The following is a 16,231-nucleotide window of genomic DNA, read 5'->3' as shown; positions in this document are numbered from 1 at the left end:
AGATTGAAGGACTAAGATCATGGCCCGTTCCCACGCGATCGAAGACTATCGTAACTTCGGCATCATGGCCCACATCGATGCCGGCAAGACGACGACGACCGAGCGCGTCCTGTTCTATTCCGGCAAGTCCCATAAGATCGGCGAAGTCCACGACGGCGCCGCGACCATGGACTGGATGGAGCAGGAGCAGGAGCGCGGCATCACGATCACGTCCGCCGCGACGACGACCTTCTGGAAAGACCACCGCCTCAACATCATCGACACGCCGGGCCACGTCGACTTCACGATCGAAGTCGAGCGTTCGCTCCGCGTGCTTGACGGCGCCGTATGCGTGCTCGACGGCAACCAGGGCGTCGAGCCGCAGACTGAGACGGTGTGGCGTCAGGCGGACAAGTACGAAGTGCCGCGGATCGTGTTCGTCAACAAGATGGACAAGATCGGCGCGGACTTCTTCCGCTGCGTGAGCGAGATCGACAGCCGCGTCGCCGGCAAGCCTGTGTGCATCCAGCTTCCGATCGGTTCGGAGTCGAACTTCCTCGGAATCATCGACCTCGTCCGCATGAAGGCGGTCGTGTGGGAGAACGAGAACCTCGGCGCGAACTACAGCGACGCCGAGATCCCGGCTGAGTTGCTCGACCAGGCGGTCGAGTACCGCAACACGATGATCGAGCGGGCCGTCGAGCTCGACGACGCCGCCCTCGAGAAGTTCCTCGAAGGCGAGGAGCCCGACGAGGCGACGCTCAAGGCGCTGCTGCGGAAGGCTGTGATCACCCGCGCCTTCACGCCGGTGCTCTGCGGCTCGGCCTTCAAGAACAAGGGCGTCCAGCCGCTGCTCGACGCCGTCGTGGACTACCTCCCGTCGCCGCTTGACCGCGGCGCCGTGGACGGCGTCGACTTCAAGACCGAAGAGCCGGTTGTCCGGCGCCCGTCCGACGACGAGGGGCTTTCGGTTCTGGCCTTTAAGATCATGGACGACCCGTTCGTCGGCACCATCACCTTCTGCCGCGTCTACTCGGGCAAGCTGGAGTCGGGCTCGACCCTGCTGAACTCGACCCGCGACAAGAAGGAGCGCGTCGGCCGCATGCTCCTGATGCATGCGAACAACCGCGAAGACATCAAGGAAGCCTACGCCGGCGACATCGTCGCCCTGGCCGGCCTCAAGGACGTCCGCACCGGCGACACGCTGTGCGATCCGCTGAAGCCCGTGATCCTGGAGCAGATGGTGTTCCCGGAGCCGGTCATCGAGATCGCGATCGAGCCGAAGACCAAGGCCGACCAGGAGAAGCTGGGCATCGCCCTGTCGAAGCTCGCGGCCGAGGATCCGTCCTTCCGCGTGTCCACCGACCAGGAATCCGGCCAGACCATCCTCAAGGGGATGGGCGAGCTCCACCTCGACATCAAGGTCGACATCCTGAAGCGGACCTACAAGGTCGACGCCAACATCGGCGCTCCGCAGGTCGCCTACCGCGAGACGCTGACCAAGCCGGTCGACGTCGACTACACGCACAAGAAGCAGACCGGCGGTACGGGTCAGTTCGCCCGCGTGAAGTTCCACATCTCGCCGAACGAAGTCGGCGGCGGTTTCGTCTTCGAGTCGAAGATCGTCGGCGGCGCGGTGCCGAAGGAGTACATCCCGGGCGTGCAGAAGGGCCTGGAGTCGGTCCTCGGTTCGGGCGTGGTCGCGGGCTTCCCCGTGGTCGACGTCAAGGTCGAGCTGATCGACGGCGCCTATCACGAGGTCGACTCGTCGGCGCTCGCCTTCGAAATCGCGTCCCGCGCGGCGTTCCGCGAGGCCCTGCAGAAGGGCGGCGCGGTCCTGCTCGAGCCGATCATGAAGGTCGAGGTCGTCACGCCTGAGGACTACACGGGCTCGGTCATCGGCGACCTCAACTCCCGCCGCGGCCAGATCCAGGGTCAGGACATGCGCGGCAACGCGAACGTGGTGAACGCCATGGTCCCGCTCGCCAACATGTTCGGCTACATCAACACGCTGCGTTCGTTCAGCCAGGGCCGGGCGAACTACAGCATGGAATTCGACCACTACGAGCAGGTTCCGTCCAACGTCGCGCAGGAGGTTCAGGCGAAGTACGCCTGATCTTCCAGCAGCGAGTTCAAGACGTAGCCCCTTAGAGACGATTTAGAGAAAAGAACGGAGCCTTCGCCATGGCCAAGGAAAAGTTCGCGCGGACGAAGCCGCACTGCAACATTGGGACGATTGGTCATGTTGACCATGGCAAGACGTCTCTGACGGCGGCGATCACGAAGGTTCTTGCTGAGACGGGCGGCGCGACGTTTACGGCGTACGACCAGATCGACAAGGCTCCTGAGGAGAAGGCGCGCGGCATCACGATCTCGACGGCGCACGTCGAGTACGAGACGCAGAACCGGCATTACGCGCACGTGGACTGCCCCGGTCACGCTGACTACGTGAAGAACATGATCACGGGCGCGGCGCAGATGGACGGCGCGATCCTGGTTGTGTCGGCGGCGGACGGCCCGATGCCGCAGACCCGCGAGCACATCCTGCTCGCGCGCCAGGTCGGCGTTCCGGCTCTGGTGGTGTTCCTGAACAAGTGCGACCTGGTCGACGACGAGGAGCTTCTGGAGCTCGTCGAGCTCGAGGTGCGCGAGCTTCTGTCGAAGTACGACTTCCCGGGCGACGACATCCCGATCATCAAGGGCTCGGCGGTTGTGGCGCTGCAGGGCGGCGACCCGAAGCTCGGCCATGACGCGGTGCTCGAGCTGATGAAGGCCGTCGACGCCTACATCCCGCAGCCGGAGCGCCCAATCGACCAGCCGTTCCTGATGCCGGTCGAGGACGTGTTCTCGATCTCGGGCCGCGGCACGGTGGTGACGGGCCGCGTTGAGCGCGGGATCGTGAAGGTCGGCGAGGAAGTCGAGATCGTCGGCATCAAGGCGACGGTGAAGACGACGGTGACGGGCGTCGAGATGTTCCGCAAGCTTCTGGACCAGGGCCAGGCGGGCGACAACATCGGCGCGCTGCTGCGCGGCACGAAGCGCGAGGATGTCGAGCGCGGTCAGGTGCTGTGCAAGCCGGGCTCGGTGAAGCCGCACACGAAGTTCAAGGCTGAGGCTTACATCCTCACCAAGGAGGAGGGCGGTCGTCACACGCCGTTCTTCACGAACTACCGTCCGCAGTTCTACTTCCGGACGACGGACGTGACGGGCGTGGTGCACCTCCCCGAGGGCACCGAGATGGTGATGCCGGGCGACAACATCGCGATGGAGGTGCACCTGATCGTGCCGATCGCGATGGAGGAGAAGCTGCGCTTCGCCATCCGCGAAGGCGGCCGCACCGTCGGCGCCGGCGTCGTCGCTTCCATCATCGAGTGATCTGAAACCTTTCAGAGAAACTGCCGGGGCGGGCGCGCCCTGACTTCAAGGGCGCCGCCCTACCTCGTGGAGACCGAGTAAAATGAACGGTCAGAACATCCGGATCCGCCTCAAGGCGTTCGACCACCGCATCCTGGACTCGTCGACTCGAGAAATCGTGTCGACGGCCAAGCGGACGGGCGCGCAGGTTCGCGGTCCGATCCCCCTGCCGACCCGCATCGAGAAGTTCACCGTGAACCGCTCGCCGCACGTCGACAAGAAGAGCCGCGAGCAGTTCGAGATTCGGACGCACAAGCGTCTCCTCGACATCGTCGACCCGACGCCGCAGACCGTGGACGCGCTGATGAAGCTCGACCTGGCCGCCGGCGTCGACGTCGAGATCAAGCTCTGATCGGCGCAAGGGAAGGACGACTCTCATGCGGTCCGGAGTAATCGCACAGAAGCTGGGCATGACCCGCATCTTCACGGATGCCGGCGAACATGTCCCGGTCACGGTCCTCAAGGTGGAGCAGTGCCAGGTCGTGGCGCATCGCACCCTCGAGGGCAACGGCTACGTCGCCATGCAGCTTGGCGCCGGCGCTCGTAAGCCGAAGAACGTGACGCGCGCCGAGCGCGGCCACTTCGCGAAGGCCGAAGTCGAGCCGAAGCGGAAGATCGTCGAGTTCCGGGTGACCCCGGACGCGGTGATCCCCGTCGGCGCCGAAATCACGGCTGACCACTTCCTGGTCGGGCAGCGGGTCGACGTGACCGGCACCTCGATCGGCAAGGGCTTCGCCGGCGCGATGAAGCGCCACAACTTCGGCGGTCTGCGCGCCACCCACGGCGTGTCGATCTCGCACCGTTCGCACGGTTCGACGGGCGGCCGCCAGGATCCCGGCAAGGTCTTCAAGAACAAGAAGATGGCCGGTCATATGGGCGACGAGCGCGTCACCACTCAGAATTTGAAGGTCGTTTCGACGGACGTCGAGCGCGGCCTGATCCTGGTCGAGGGCGCCGTTCCCGGCGCCAAGGGCGGCTGGATCCTGGTTCGCGACGCCGTGAAGACGAAGCTGCCTGACGGGCTTCCGCTGCCGGGCGCGTTCCGCGAACGCGGCGCGGCGAAGGCCGAGGCCCCGGTCGACACCGCTTCGGCTGAGACGGAGAACGCGTGATGGTCGACATCGCAATCACCACCCTTGACGGCGCGGCCGGCGAGAAGGTGACGCTCTCGGACGAGATCTTCGGTCTCGAGCCGCGTGCGGACATCCTGCACCGCGTCGTGCGCTGGCAGCTCGCCAAGCGCCAGGCCGGCACGCATCAGACCCTCGGCCGTTCGGACATCGCCCGGACCGGCAAGAAGATGTACAAGCAGAAGGGCACGGGCCGCGCCCGTCACGCCCAGGCTTCCGCTCCGCAGTTTCGCGGCGGCGGCCGCGCCTTCGGTCCGGTCGTGCGCTCCCATGCGCATGACCTGCCGAAGAAGGTGCGCGCCCTCGGCCTGAAGCTCGCGCTTTCGGCCAAGGCCAAGGACCAGCAGATCGTCGTCGTCGACGCGTTCTCGCTGGGCGAGGCCAAGACCAAGGCGTTCAAGGAGCAGATCGAGAAGCTCGGCTTCGCGAACGCGCTCATCGTCGACGGCGCCGAGGTGGAGGCCAACGTCAAGCTCGCCGCCCGCAGCGTGCCGTATGTGGACGTGCTGCCGGTCCAGGGCATCAACGTCTACGACATCCTTCGTCGCGACACGCTCGTGCTGACGAAGGCTGCGATCGATGCGCTGGAGGCGCGCTTCAAATGACCGACGTGCGCCATTACGACGTCATCCGGTCGCCGATCATCACCGAAAAGGCGACGATCGCGTCCGAGCTGAACAAGGTGGTTTTCCGCGTCGCGGACACCGCCACCAAGCCGCAGATCAAGGCCGCCGTCGAGAAGCTGTTCGACGTGAAGGTCCTGAGCGTCAACACGCTTGTCCGCAAGGGCAAGGAAAAGCGTTTCCGCGGCCGTCTCGGCCGTCAGGGCGACGTCAAGCGCGCGATCGTGACCCTCGCCGAGGGCCACTCGATCGACGTCACGACCGGCCTCTGAGGCGCGGGATAGGGAGCCGAACAGATGGCGCTCAAGCATTACAATCCGATCACGCCGAGCCTTCGCCAGCTCGTGATCGTCGACCGGTCCGCCCTGTACAAGGGCAAGCCGGTGAAGCAGCTGACCGAGGGCCTGTCGTCCTCCGGTGGCCGCAACAACTACGGCCGCATCACCGTCCGCTTCCGCGGCGGCGGCCACAAGCGGACCTACCGGCTGATCGACTTCAAGCGTCGGAAGCTGGACGTGCCGGCGACGGTGGAGCGGATCGAGTATGATCCGAACCGCTCGGCGTTCATCGCGCTGATCCGCTACCAGGACGGCGAGCTGAGCTACATCCTCGCGCCCCAGCGTCTTGCTGTCGGCGACCAGGTCGTGGCCGGCGCGCAGGTCGACGTGAAGCCCGGCAACGCGATGCCGCTCGGCGTCGCGCCTGTCGGCACGATCGTCCACAACGTCGAGATCAAGATCGGCCGTGGCGGCCAGATCGCGCGCTCGGCGGGCACCTACGCGCAGATCGTGGGCCGCGATCAGGGCTACGTGACGCTGCGCCTGAACTCGGGCGAGCAGCGCCTCGTGCACGGTCACTGCTTCGCGACCGTGGGCGCGGTGTCGAACCCGGATCATTCGAACATCAGCCTGGGCAAGGCGGGTCGTTCGCGGTGGCTCGGTCGCAAGCCGCACAACCGCGGCGTAACCATGAACCCGGTCGACCATCCGCACGGCGGCGGTGAAGGCCGCACCTCGGGCGGCCGTCATCCGGTCACCCCGTGGGGCAAGCCGACCAAGGGCAAGCGGACCCGTTCGAACAAGGCGACCGACAAGTTCATCGTGTCGAGCCGCCACGCCCGTAAGAAGAAGTAAGCGGAGAGCGGACAAATGGCGCGTTCAGTTTGGAAGGGCCCGTTCGTCGACGGCTATCTGCTGCGCAAGGCGGAAAACGCCCGGTCGTCGACCCGTAACGAGGTCATCAAGATCTGGAGCCGTCGCTCCACGATCCTGCCGCAGTTCGTGGGCCTCACCTTTGGGGTCTACAACGGCCAGAAGCACATCCCGGTCGCGATCTCGGAAGAGATGATCGGCCACAAGTTCGGCGAGTTCGCCCCGACCCGTACCTTCTACGGTCACGCGGCGGACAAGAAGTCGAAGAGGAAGTAAGGTCATGGGCAAGCAGGCACGCGAGCGCGCGCTTCCCGAGAACGAGGCGAAGGCTGTGCTGCGGATGGTTCGCATCTCGCCGCAGAAGCTGAACCTCGTCGCGCAGCTGATCCGTGGCAAGAAGGTCGAGACGGCTCTGGCCGACCTAACTTTCTCCCGCAAGCGGATCGCGGGACAGGTGAAGAAGACGCTCGAGAGCGCGATCGCCAACGCCGAGAACAACCACGACCTCGACGTGGATGATCTCGTCGTTTCCCAGGCGTTTGTCGGCAAGTCGATCGTCATGAAGCGCTTCAGCCCCCGCGCCCGTGGCCGCGTCGGCACCATCCAGAAGCCGTTCTCGCACCTGACGATCGTCGTTCGTCAGGTCGAGCGCGACGCGGCGAAGGCCTGAGGAGAAGACGATGGGTCACAAGGTCAACCCGATCGGGCTTCGGCTCGGCATCAACCGCACGTGGGACTCGCGCTGGTTCGCCGGCAAGGGTGAGTACGGCAAGCTTCTGCACGAGGACATCAAGATCCGCGACGCCCTGCTGAAGGATCTGAAGCAGGCGGCCGTCTCGAAGATCGTCATCGAGCGCCCCCACAAGAAGTGCCGCGTGTCGATCTATTCCGCCCGCCCGGGCATCGTGATCGGCAAGAAGGGCGCGGACATCGAGAAGCTTCGCAAGAAGGTCGGCTCGATGACCTCGTCCGAGGTGCACATCAACATCGTCGAGGTGCGCAAGCCCGAGATCGACTCGACGCTGGTCGCCGAGTCGATCGCGCAGCAGCTCGAGCGCCGCGTCGCGTTCCGTCGCGCCATGAAGCGCGCGGTTCAGTCCGCGATGCGCCTCGGCGCGGAAGGCATCCGCATCAACTGCGCCGGCCGTCTCGGCGGCGCTGAGATCGCCCGCACCGAGTGGTACCGCGAAGGTCGCGTGCCGCTCCACACGCTGCGCGCCGACGTCGACTATGGCGTCGCCACCGCGAAGACCGCGATGGGCACCTGCGGCGTGAAGGTGTGGATCTTCAAGGGCGAGGTCATGGAGCACGATCCCATGGCCCAGGATCGTCGTCTGTCCGAAGAGTCGGCTGGCGGCGGCGGCGGTGGCCGTCCGAACCGCCGCGACGCGGCGTGATCGGGAGCCTCGGAGTCTAAGTCATGCTGCAACCGAAGAAGACCAAGTTCCGCAAGCAGTTCAAGGGTCGCATCAGCGGCGCTGCGAAGGGCGGATTCAACCTCGACTTCGGCGCGTTTGGCCTGAAGGCGCTCGAGCCGGAGCGCATCACCGCGCGCCAGATCGAGGCCGCCCGTCGCGCGCTGACCCGTCACATGAAGCGCGCCGGCCGCGTCTGGATCCGCGTGTATCCCGACGTTCCGGTGACGTCGAAGCCGACCGAAGTCCGCATGGGCAAGGGCAAGGGCGCGACGGACTACTGGGCCGCCAAGGTGAAGCCGGGCCGCATCATGTTCGAGATCGACGGCGTGTCCATCGAGATCGCCAAGGAAGCGCTCGCGCTCGCGGCTGCGAAGCTGCCGATTCGCACGCGCTTCGTTCAACGCATCGCCGAGTGAGGGAGGACGTCATGGCGAAGGCTCAAGACCTTAAGACCCTGTCGGTCGACCAGCTCGACGACGAGCTCGTGAAGCTGAAAAAGGAGCAGTTCAACCTCCGTTTCCAGCGCGCCACGGGCCAGCTCGAGAATACCGCTCGCGTGCGCCAGGTGCGCCGTGATATCGCCCGCATCCGCACCGTCGCTTCGGCGAAGCGTGCGGAGGCGGAAGCAAAGGCCTGAGGAGGACATCATGCCGAAGAGAGTCCTTCTCGGGACGGTCATTTCCGACAAGAACGCCAAGACCGTCGTGGTCAAAGTGGAGCGTCGGTTCACGCACCCGCTTCTGAAGAAGACGGTGCGGCGGTCGAAGCACTACCACGCCCACGACGAGCAGGGCCTGTTCAAGGTCGGCGACCTCGTGTGGATCGAGGAGAGCCGGCCGATCTCGAAGCTGAAGCGCTGGGTCGTCCGACCCGACGCGTCGGTCGATGCGGACGCCTCGGCGCCGGCCCCGACCGAGTGACGATCATCTGAAATCCAAGGCCCGCCGGGCGAGGTCCCCACCGAACTTCGGGGATACCGGTCCGGGCGAATGAGAAAGGCTTAAGGCCATGATTCAGATGCAGAGCAACCTCGACGTCGCCGACAATTCCGGCGCCAAGCGAGTGATGTGCATCAAGGTTCTCGGCGGCGCAGGCCGTCGGTACGCCGGTGTGGGCGACATCATCGTGGTGTCGGTCAAGGAGGCGATTCCGCGGGGCCGCGTGAAGAAGGGCGACGTCATGAAGGCCGTCGTCGTTCGCACCGCGAAGGCCGTGCGCCGCGTCGACGGTTCCGTGATCCGCTTCGACCGCAACGCGGCCGTGCTGATCAACAACCAGAAAGAGCCCGTCGGCACCCGCATCTTCGGACCGGTTCCGCGCGAACTCCGCGCCAAGAACCACATGAAGATCATTTCGCTCGCGCCGGAGGTGCTGTGATGGCCGCGAAGATCAAGAAGGGCGACAAGGTCGTCGTTCTCGCAGGCCGGGACAAGGGCAAGACCGGCGAAGTGCTGCAGGTGCTCCCCAAGGACGAGCGCGCCGTGGTGCGCGGCGTCAATGTGGTGAAGCGCCATACGCGCCAGACCCAGACGACGGAAGGCGGGATCATCTCCAAGGAGGCCGCCATCCACCTGTCCAACATCGCGCTCGCCGACCCGAAGGACGGCAAGGCGACGCGCGTCAGCTTCAAGGTCCTGGACGACGGCCGCAAGGTTCGCGTCGCGGCGCGTTCGGGAGATCAGATCGATGGCTGAGACCGCTTACGAGCCGCGCCTCAAGAAGCTTTACGCCGACGTCGTTCGGCCGAAGCTGATCGAGGAGTTCGGGTACAAGAACCCGTTCGAGGTTCCGACGATCGACAAGATCGTCATCAACATGGGCATCGGCGAAGGCGTCGCCGACTCCAAGAAGGTGACGAACGCGGTCGGCGAGCTGACCAAGATCGCCGGCCAGAAGCCGGTCGTGACGAAGGCCCGCACCTCGATCGCGACCTTCAAGCTGCGCGAAGGCCAGTCGGTCGGCGCGAAGGTCACGCTGCGCCGGGCCCGCATGTACGAGTTCATGGATCGCCTGGTCACGATCGCGCTTCCGCGCGTTCGCGACTTCCGCGGCCTGAACCCGAAGAGCTTCGACGGCCGTGGCAACTTCGCCATGGGCATCAAGGAGCACATCGTGTTCCCCGAGATCGAGTACGACAAGATCGATCAGGTGTGGGGCATGGACGTCATCGTCTGCACGACGGCGAAGTCTGACGACGAGGCGCGCGCCCTGCTGCGCGCCTTCAACTTCCCCTTCAGGCAGTGACGGGAGGATCGCATGGCTAAGAAGAGCGCGATCGAGAAGAACAACCGGCGTCGTCAGCTCGTGGACCGTTTCGCTGCGAAGCGGGCGGAGCTGAAGGCTATCGCCAAGGATGAGAGCCTGGACCTCGAGGAGCGCTTCGCCGCGCGCCTCAAGCTCGCCGAGCTTCCGCGGAACGGGTCCAAGACCCGCGTTCGCAATCGCTGCGAAGTGACGGGTCGTCCGCGTGCGTACTACCGCAAGCTGGGCATCTCGCGCATCGCGATCCGCGATCTGGGCTCGAAGGGCCTGGTTCCGGGTCTCCTGAAGTCGAGCTGGTGAGGAGGGATCCATGTCAATGATTGATCCCCTCGGCGATATGCTGACGCGCATCCGCAACGCGCACATGCGGAACAAGACCTCGTGCTCGACGCCCGGCTCGCGCCTGCGCCAGCATGTGCTGGACGTGCTGCAGGCGGAAGGCTACATCCGCGGCTACACCCAGACCGAGATGGCCAACGGCCGCACGGAGTTTGAGATCGAGCTGAAGTACTACGACGGCGCGCCGGTCATCCGCGAAATCCAGCGGGTGTCGAAGCCGGGCCGTCGGGTCTACGCCTCGGTCAAAAACCTTCCGCGCGTGGCCAACGGCCTCGGCATCTCGATCCTCTCCACGCCGAAGGGCGTGATGGCGGATCACGACGCCCGCGACAACAACGTGGGCGGGGAGATCCTTTGCCGCGTCTTCTGACGCTGGCGAAGGGTTTCCCGCAGGATTAGGAGAGCGTTATGTCGCGCATCGGCAAGAAGCCGGTCGACGTGCCGTCGGGCGTGACCGCGGCCGTGGACGGGCAGGATGTCAAGGTGAAGGGTCCGAAGGGCGAGCTCGCCTTCCGGGTCCATGACGAGGTCGTGGTGGAGTTCAAGGACGGCAAGGTGTCCGTCCAGCCGCGCGACGAGACCAAGGGCGCGCGCTCCAAGTGGGGCATGTCGCGCACCATGGTGTCGAACCTCGTCGAGGGCGTCACCAAGGGCTTCGAAAAGAAGCTGGAGATCAACGGCGTGGGTTATCGCGCCGCGGTTCAGGGCAAGGACCTCGTTCTCGCTCTCGGCTACAGCCACGACATCAAGTACCCGATCCCGGAAGGGATCGACATCAAGTGCGCCAAGCCGACGGAGATTCTGGTCTCCGGCATTGACAAGCAGCGCGTCGGCCAAGTGGCGGCCGAGATCCGCGAGTTCCGCGGTCCTGAGCCCTACAAGGGCAAGGGCGTCAAGTACGCGGGCGAGTTCATCTTCCGCAAGGAAGGCAAGAAGAAGTAAGGGCCCGGAACCATGGCGAAAAATCTCGCGACTGAAGCGCGCCGGAAGGCGCGCGTGCGCCGGAGCCTTCTTACGGCCGCCAATGGGCGTCCCCGTCTGTCGGTGTTCCGCTCCTCGAAGCACATCTATGCTCAGGTCATCGACGACGCGAAGGGCGTGACCCTCGCGGCCGCGTCGACCCTGGACAAGACGCTGCGCGGCGAGAAGACCGGCGCCGACACCGCGGCCGCGACTGCGGTCGGGAAGCTGGTGGCGGAGCGCGCCGCCGCCGTCGGCGTGAAGGACGTGGTGTTCGACCGCGGCTCGTACATCTATCACGGCCGGGTCAAGGCCCTGGCCGAGGCCGCCCGTGAGGGCGGGCTCAACTTCTGAAGCCCGCTCGAGGCGAGAGGATAAGACATGGCTCGTGAGCCCAGAGACAACCGCCGGAACGACCGCGAAGAGCGCGACAGCGAGTTCGTCGACAAGCTGGTCCACATCAACCGCGTCGCGAAGGTCGTGAAGGGCGGACGCCGGTTCGGCTTCGCCGCGCTCGTCGTCGTCGGCGACCAGAAGGGCCGCGTCGGCTTCGGTCACGGCAAGGCCCGCGAGGTGCCTGAGGCGATCCGCAAGGCCACGGAGAGCGCCAAGCGCGGCCTCATCCGCGTGCCGCTGCGCGAAGGCCGTACGCTGCATCACGACGTCGACGGTCGCCACGGCGCCGGTCGGGTGGTCCTGCGCGCCGCTCCGGCGGGCACGGGCATCATCGCCGGTGGTCCGATGCGCGCCGTCTTCGAGACGCTCGGCGTCCACGACGTCGTCGCCAAGTCGCTTGGCTCGTCGAACCCGTACAACATGGTGCGGGCCACGTTCGACGCGCTGAAGAACGAGGACAGCCCGCGCTCCGTCGCCGCCCGCCGCGGCCTGAAGGTCTCGACGCTGCAGTCTCGTCGTCGCGACGTCGACGCCGACGCCGTGGCCGAAGGCTGATCACCCGTTCGTTGAAGGAGGCTGATCATGGCCGTCACTGAAAACAAGAAGGGCCGCGCGGCGAAAGCCGCGAAGGGCGGTCAGGTCGTGGTCGTCCAGACCGGCTCCTCGACCCGCCGTCCCGCGGACCAGCATGCGACCCTCGTCGGCCTCGGCCTCGGCCGGATCGGCAAGCGCCGCGAACTCGCCGACACCCCGGCCGTGCGCGGAATGATCGCGAAGGTCGCTCACCTCGTGCGCGTCGAAGACGACGCCCGCTGAGCGCTGGAGAGACGTGATGAAACTGACTGATCTCCGGGACAACCCGGGCGCCACCAAGGACCGTATCCGCGTCGGTCGCGGCATCGGCTCCGGCAAGGGCAAGACCGGCGGTCGCGGCGTGAAGGGACAGAAGTCCCGCACCGGCGTCCGCATCAAGGCGTTCGAGGGCGGTCAGATGCCGCTCTACCGGCGTCTGCCCAAGCGCGGCTTCACCAACCTGTTCGCGACGGACCTCAACGAGGTCAACCTTGCGCGCCTTCAGCAGGCGCTGGACGCGGGCAAGCTGGATGCGGGCAAGCCCGTGACCGAGGCCGCTCTGATCGAGGCCGGCGTGCTGTCCAAGAAGAAGGACGGCGTGAAGGTGCTCGGCCGCGGCGAGCTGACCACCAAGGTCGATCTCGAGGTCTACGCCGTGTCCAAATCGGTCGCGGACGTGATCGAGAAGCTCGGCGGCAAGGTGACGCTGCTTGCGCCCGTGAAGGATGCGGACGCCGCCTGACGTCCCCATCTGACGGCCGGCCGACCTTTCGAACGCCTCCCGGTCCCCGGGGGGCGTCGTCGTCGAGGGGGCTGGTCACGCGAAGCGTATCGGAAAGACGAGGCGATCGATGGCGTCGGCGGCAGAGCAGCTTGCTGCGAACCTGAACTTCTCCGCTTTCTCGAAGGCGGGCGAGCTTAAAAAGCGCATCTGGTTCACGCTTGGCGCGCTTTTGATCTATCGCCTCGGCACCTACATCCCGCTGCCGGGCATCAACCCCGCGGCCCTCGCCGAAGTGTTCCGCCAGCAGTCGACGGGCATCATCGGCCTGTTCAACATGTTCTCGGGCGGCGCCGTCGGCCGTATGGCGATCTTCGCGCTCGCCATCATGCCCTACATCTCGGCCTCCATCATCGTGCAGCTGATGACCTCGGTCTCGCCGCACCTTGAAGCCCTCAAGAAGGAGGGCGAGGCCGGCCGCAAGATCATCAACCAGTACACCCGTTACGGCACCGTGCTGCTCGCCACCGTCCAGGCCTACGGCATCGCCGTCGGCCTCGAGGGGCAGGCGAACGTCGTGGTGGATCCGGGCCTTTTCTTCCGCATCTCGACGGTCATCACCCTGACCGGGGGCACCATGTTCCTGATGTGGCTCGGCGAGCAGATCACCGCGCGCGGCATCGGCAACGGCATTTCGCTCATCATCTTCGCCGGGATCGTGGCGGAGCTGCCGGCCGCGATTGCGGGCACGCTCGAGCTCAGCCGGCAGGGCGCGATCTCGACCGCGCTGATCCTCGGCGTCGTGGTCATGGCGATCGCCGTCATCGCGCTGATCGTCTACATGGAGCGCGCCCAGCGGCGCCTGCTGATCCAGTACCCGAAGCGGCAGGTGTCGCAGAACCGGATGACCGGCGGCGAAAGCTCGCATCTTCCGCTGAAGCTCAACACGGCCGGCGTCATCCCGCCGATCTTCGCCTCGTCGCTGCTGCTGCTGCCGACGACGATCGCGAACTTCTCCGCCGCGGGCGGCGGGTCGGGCTGGCTGACGACCATGACGACCTACCTGGCGCATGGCCGGCCGCTCTACATGGTCATGTACGTCGGCCTGATCGTGTTCTTCTGCTTCTTCTACACGGCGATCGTGTTCAATCCGAACGAGACCGCCGACAACCTGAAGAAGTATGGCGGTTTCATCCCCGGCATCCGCCCGGGCGAGCGCACGGCCGAATACATAGACTATGTGCTGACCCGCATCACGGTCGTCGGCGCGGCCTACATCGCGGCGGTTTGCCTGATCCCCGAGATCCTGATTTCCTACGCGGCGGTGCCGTTCTACTTCGGCGGCACATCGCTCCTGATCGTGGTTTCGGTCACGATGGACACGGTGGCGCAGGTGCAGGGTCATCTGTACGCTGCGCAGTACGAGGGCCTCATCAAGAAGGCACGGCTCAAAGGAAAGCGTCGATGAGACTGATTCTGCTCGGCCCCCCCGGCGCCGGTAAAGGCACGCAGTCCGAGCGTCTGGTCGAAGCGCACAACATCGTGCAGCTTTCCACCGGCGACATGCTGCGCGCGGCCGTCGCCGCCGGCACGCCGGTCGGTCTCAAGGCGAAGGACCTCATGGCCCGCGGCGAATTGGTGCCCGACCAAGTGGTGGTTCAGATCGTAGCGGACCGGATCGATGAGCCGGACGCGCGGAACGGCTTCATCCTGGACGGCTTCCCGCGCACGCTGACTCAGGCGGAGGCGCTTGAAGCCATGCTCAAGGCGAAAGGCCTGAAGCTGGACCAGGTCATTGAACTCTCCGTCGACGAGGAGGCGCTGCTGGAGCGCGTCGAGCGCCGGGCCCGCGAGGCCGCGGCCGCCGGCAAGCCGACGCGGAGCGACGACGCGCCCGAGGTCGTGCGGAAGCGCATCGCCGACTACCGGAACGTAACCGCGCAGCTGAAGCCGTTCTACAAGGAGCGGGGCGTTTACGCGTCGGTGGACGGGATGGCCCCGATCGGGACCGTGACCCGAGAAATCGACAGCCTGCTCGCGGATGCCCGGGCGACGGCGTCGTAAGACCCGTTATCATTTGGAAAAAACTTGACGCGAGCGCCGCGAGGCGCTACGCGCAACCCCTCACCGATAACAGGAGAGGTCGCGGGGCTTTCGAGCCTCGCCGTTTCGTCCTGCTGTCGTTCGCGCGCATGGGCCGGCCTCCACCGGACGCGCGCTCATCACCGGCGTCATAGCCGGCCATATGGAGAGTACACGTGGCACGTATTGCCGGCGTCAACATTCCGACGAACAAGCGCGTGATCATCGCGCTTCAGTACATTCACGGCATCGGCGCTCAGAAGGCGACCGAGATCTGCGAGAAGGTCGCCATCCCGGCCGAGCGTCGCGTCAACCAGTTGACCGACGCCGAGGTCATCCAGATTCGCGAGACCATCGATCGCGACTACATCGTGGAAGGCGACCTGCGCCGCGAAGTCGCGATGAACATCAAGCGCCTGATGGATCTCGGTTGCTACCGCGGCCTGCGCCACCGTCGCGGCCTGCCGGTCCACGGCCAGCGCACGCACACCAACGCCCGCACCCGCAAGGGCAAGGCGAAGCCGATCGCCGGCAAGAAGAAGTAATTTTCGCGCGGCGGTTTCGCCGCGAAGGTCCCGGGCGCGCTGCGTCCGGGATCGTCCTCGCGAGAGGACGCTCAACGCACGATCCCGGTCGTTCCGGGTTGACGAATATCTCCCGAGCGCCTGGAACGACGGGCGCGCTTGAAGGACAGAGAGCCACATGGCCAAGGAAGCCCAGCGCATTCGCCGTCGCGAGCGCAAGAACATCGCGTCGGGCGTCGCCCACGTGAACGCGACGTTCAACAACACGATGATCACGATCACCGACGCGCAGGGCAACACCGTGTCCTGGTCGTCGGCCGGCGCGCAGGGCTTCAAGGGCTCGCGCAAGTCGACCCCCTACGCCGCGCAGGTTGCGGCCGAGGACGCGGCGAAGAAGGCCGCCGAGCACGGCATGCGGACGCTCGAAGTCGAAGTCTCGGGTCCGGGGTCCGGGCGCGAATCGGCTCTCCGCGCGCTTCAGGCCGCGGGCTTCATGGTGACCTCGATCCGCGACGTGACGCCGATCCCGCACAACGGTTGCCGGCCGCGGAAGCGCCGTCGCGTCTGACGCGCTTGTCGTCGCCTGCGCCCCGTTCCGCGGGGCGCATGTTCGTTTCGAGGCTTGGCCCATCGGGGCCGGCCGGCGCGGTGACTAGCGG

Annotated in this window: 27 protein-coding genes; all 27 read left to right on the top strand. The window is 65.9% G+C overall.

Annotated elements, in window-relative coordinates; all coding sequences use genetic code 11:
• Positions 1 to 19: 19 nt before the first annotated feature.
• Positions 20 to 2,095, top strand: a complete 2,076-nt coding sequence (gene fusA, locus METY_RS03735; protein WP_103120031.1) for an elongation factor G — start codon at positions 20 to 22, stop codon at positions 2,093 to 2,095.
• Positions 2,096 to 2,163: 68 nt separating this feature from the next.
• Entirely contained in the window at positions 2,164 to 3,354 is a 1,191-nt protein-coding gene (gene tuf, locus METY_RS03730; protein WP_103120030.1) for an elongation factor Tu, read from the top strand.
• A gap of 82 nt (positions 3,355 to 3,436) precedes the next feature.
• Entirely contained in the window at positions 3,437 to 3,745 is a 309-nt protein-coding gene (gene rpsJ, locus METY_RS03725) for a 30S ribosomal protein S10 (RefSeq protein ID WP_020185793.1), read from the top strand.
• 25 nt (positions 3,746 to 3,770) lie between these two features.
• Complete coding sequence (rplC, locus tag METY_RS03720; protein ID WP_103120029.1) at positions 3,771 to 4,505, top strand: 50S ribosomal protein L3; 735 nt, start codon at positions 3,771 to 3,773, stop codon at positions 4,503 to 4,505.
• Positions 4,505 to 5,128, top strand: a complete 624-nt coding sequence (rplD, locus tag METY_RS03715; RefSeq protein ID WP_103120028.1) for a 50S ribosomal protein L4 — start codon at positions 4,505 to 4,507, stop codon at positions 5,126 to 5,128. Before rplC ends, rplD begins: the two co-directional genes overlap by 1 nt.
• The gene (locus METY_RS03710; RefSeq protein ID WP_020185790.1) at positions 5,125 to 5,418 is read left to right on the top strand and encodes a 50S ribosomal protein L23; all 294 of its coding nucleotides are present in this window, start codon (positions 5,125 to 5,127) and stop codon (positions 5,416 to 5,418) included. The genes rplD and METY_RS03710 overlap by 4 nt, the downstream gene beginning before the upstream one ends.
• 24 nt (positions 5,419 to 5,442) lie before the next feature.
• Positions 5,443 to 6,279 (top strand): 50S ribosomal protein L2, encoded by an 837-nt coding sequence (gene rplB, locus METY_RS03705; protein WP_020185789.1) that lies wholly within the window; start codon positions 5,443 to 5,445, stop codon positions 6,277 to 6,279.
• Positions 6,280 to 6,294: 15 nt separating this feature from the next.
• A complete protein-coding gene (rpsS, locus tag METY_RS03700) occupies positions 6,295 to 6,573 on the top strand; it encodes a 30S ribosomal protein S19 (RefSeq protein ID WP_020185788.1) in 279 nt (92 codons plus the stop codon).
• A gap of 4 nt (positions 6,574 to 6,577) precedes the next feature.
• Complete coding sequence (gene rplV, locus METY_RS03695; RefSeq protein ID WP_020185787.1) at positions 6,578 to 6,967, top strand: 50S ribosomal protein L22; 390 nt, start codon at positions 6,578 to 6,580, stop codon at positions 6,965 to 6,967.
• A gap of 10 nt (positions 6,968 to 6,977) precedes the next feature.
• A complete protein-coding gene (gene rpsC / locus METY_RS03690; RefSeq protein ID WP_103120027.1) occupies positions 6,978 to 7,694 on the top strand; it encodes a 30S ribosomal protein S3 in 717 nt (238 codons plus the stop codon).
• A gap of 23 nt (positions 7,695 to 7,717) precedes the next feature.
• Positions 7,718 to 8,131, top strand: a complete 414-nt coding sequence (gene rplP, locus METY_RS03685) for a 50S ribosomal protein L16 (protein ID WP_103120026.1) — start codon at positions 7,718 to 7,720, stop codon at positions 8,129 to 8,131.
• Between the two features lie 11 nt (positions 8,132 to 8,142).
• A complete protein-coding gene (gene rpmC, locus METY_RS03680; RefSeq protein WP_103120025.1) occupies positions 8,143 to 8,352 on the top strand; it encodes a 50S ribosomal protein L29 in 210 nt (69 codons plus the stop codon).
• A gap of 10 nt (positions 8,353 to 8,362) precedes the next feature.
• Entirely contained in the window at positions 8,363 to 8,635 is a 273-nt protein-coding gene (gene rpsQ / locus METY_RS03675; protein ID WP_020185783.1) for a 30S ribosomal protein S17, read from the top strand.
• Positions 8,636 to 8,723: 88 nt separating this feature from the next.
• Positions 8,724 to 9,092, top strand: coding sequence for a 50S ribosomal protein L14 (gene rplN / locus METY_RS03670; RefSeq protein ID WP_103120024.1), 369 nt, complete (start codon positions 8,724 to 8,726; stop codon positions 9,090 to 9,092).
• The gene (rplX, locus tag METY_RS03665; RefSeq protein WP_103120023.1) at positions 9,092 to 9,409 is read left to right on the top strand and encodes a 50S ribosomal protein L24; all 318 of its coding nucleotides are present in this window, start codon (positions 9,092 to 9,094) and stop codon (positions 9,407 to 9,409) included. The genes rplN and rplX overlap by 1 nt, the downstream gene beginning before the upstream one ends.
• The gene (rplE, locus tag METY_RS03660; RefSeq protein WP_103120022.1) at positions 9,402 to 9,959 is read left to right on the top strand and encodes a 50S ribosomal protein L5; all 558 of its coding nucleotides are present in this window, start codon (positions 9,402 to 9,404) and stop codon (positions 9,957 to 9,959) included. The genes rplX and rplE overlap by 8 nt, the downstream gene beginning before the upstream one ends.
• A 12-nt stretch (positions 9,960 to 9,971) precedes the next feature.
• Entirely contained in the window at positions 9,972 to 10,277 is a 306-nt protein-coding gene (rpsN, locus tag METY_RS03655) for a 30S ribosomal protein S14 (RefSeq protein WP_020185779.1), read from the top strand.
• Between the two features lie 10 nt (positions 10,278 to 10,287).
• Complete coding sequence (gene rpsH / locus METY_RS03650; protein ID WP_024816392.1) at positions 10,288 to 10,686, top strand: 30S ribosomal protein S8; 399 nt, start codon at positions 10,288 to 10,290, stop codon at positions 10,684 to 10,686.
• A 38-nt stretch (positions 10,687 to 10,724) separates the two neighbouring features.
• Positions 10,725 to 11,258 carry a 50S ribosomal protein L6 gene (rplF, locus tag METY_RS03645; RefSeq protein WP_103120021.1) on the top strand — a complete coding sequence of 178 codons (534 nt, stop codon included), beginning with the start codon at positions 10,725 to 10,727 and terminating at the stop codon, positions 11,256 to 11,258.
• A gap of 12 nt (positions 11,259 to 11,270) precedes the next feature.
• Entirely contained in the window at positions 11,271 to 11,630 is a 360-nt protein-coding gene (gene rplR, locus METY_RS03640; RefSeq protein WP_103120020.1) for a 50S ribosomal protein L18, read from the top strand.
• Between the two features lie 27 nt (positions 11,631 to 11,657).
• Positions 11,658 to 12,227: a 30S ribosomal protein S5 gene (gene rpsE / locus METY_RS03635; RefSeq protein WP_020185775.1), complete on the top strand. Its 570-nt coding sequence runs from the start codon at positions 11,658 to 11,660 to the stop codon at positions 12,225 to 12,227.
• A gap of 27 nt (positions 12,228 to 12,254) precedes the next feature.
• Positions 12,255 to 12,488 carry a 50S ribosomal protein L30 gene (gene rpmD / locus METY_RS03630; protein ID WP_020185774.1) on the top strand — a complete coding sequence of 78 codons (234 nt, stop codon included), beginning with the start codon at positions 12,255 to 12,257 and terminating at the stop codon, positions 12,486 to 12,488.
• Between the two features lie 16 nt (positions 12,489 to 12,504).
• The gene (rplO, locus tag METY_RS03625) at positions 12,505 to 12,987 is read left to right on the top strand and encodes a 50S ribosomal protein L15 (RefSeq protein WP_103120019.1); all 483 of its coding nucleotides are present in this window, start codon (positions 12,505 to 12,507) and stop codon (positions 12,985 to 12,987) included.
• Between the two features lie 109 nt (positions 12,988 to 13,096).
• Entirely contained in the window at positions 13,097 to 14,434 is a 1,338-nt protein-coding gene (gene secY / locus METY_RS03620; RefSeq protein ID WP_103120018.1) for a preprotein translocase subunit SecY, read from the top strand.
• Entirely contained in the window at positions 14,431 to 15,030 is a 600-nt protein-coding gene (locus METY_RS03615) for an adenylate kinase (RefSeq protein WP_103120017.1), read from the top strand. Before secY ends, METY_RS03615 begins: the two co-directional genes overlap by 4 nt.
• A gap of 194 nt (positions 15,031 to 15,224) precedes the next feature.
• The gene (rpsM, locus tag METY_RS03610) at positions 15,225 to 15,593 is read left to right on the top strand and encodes a 30S ribosomal protein S13 (protein ID WP_103120016.1); all 369 of its coding nucleotides are present in this window, start codon (positions 15,225 to 15,227) and stop codon (positions 15,591 to 15,593) included.
• Between the two features lie 157 nt (positions 15,594 to 15,750).
• A complete protein-coding gene (gene rpsK, locus METY_RS03605; RefSeq protein WP_020185769.1) occupies positions 15,751 to 16,140 on the top strand; it encodes a 30S ribosomal protein S11 in 390 nt (129 codons plus the stop codon).
• Positions 16,141 to 16,231 lie beyond the last annotated feature (91 nt).

It is taken from the genome of Methylopila sp. Yamaguchi, assembly GCF_002897035.1.
Taxonomy (GTDB): Bacteria; Pseudomonadota; Alphaproteobacteria; order Rhizobiales; family Methylopilaceae; genus Methylopila.
The sequence above is the reverse complement of the archived record's forward strand: the minus strand, read 5'-3'. Positions and strand labels throughout refer to the sequence as shown.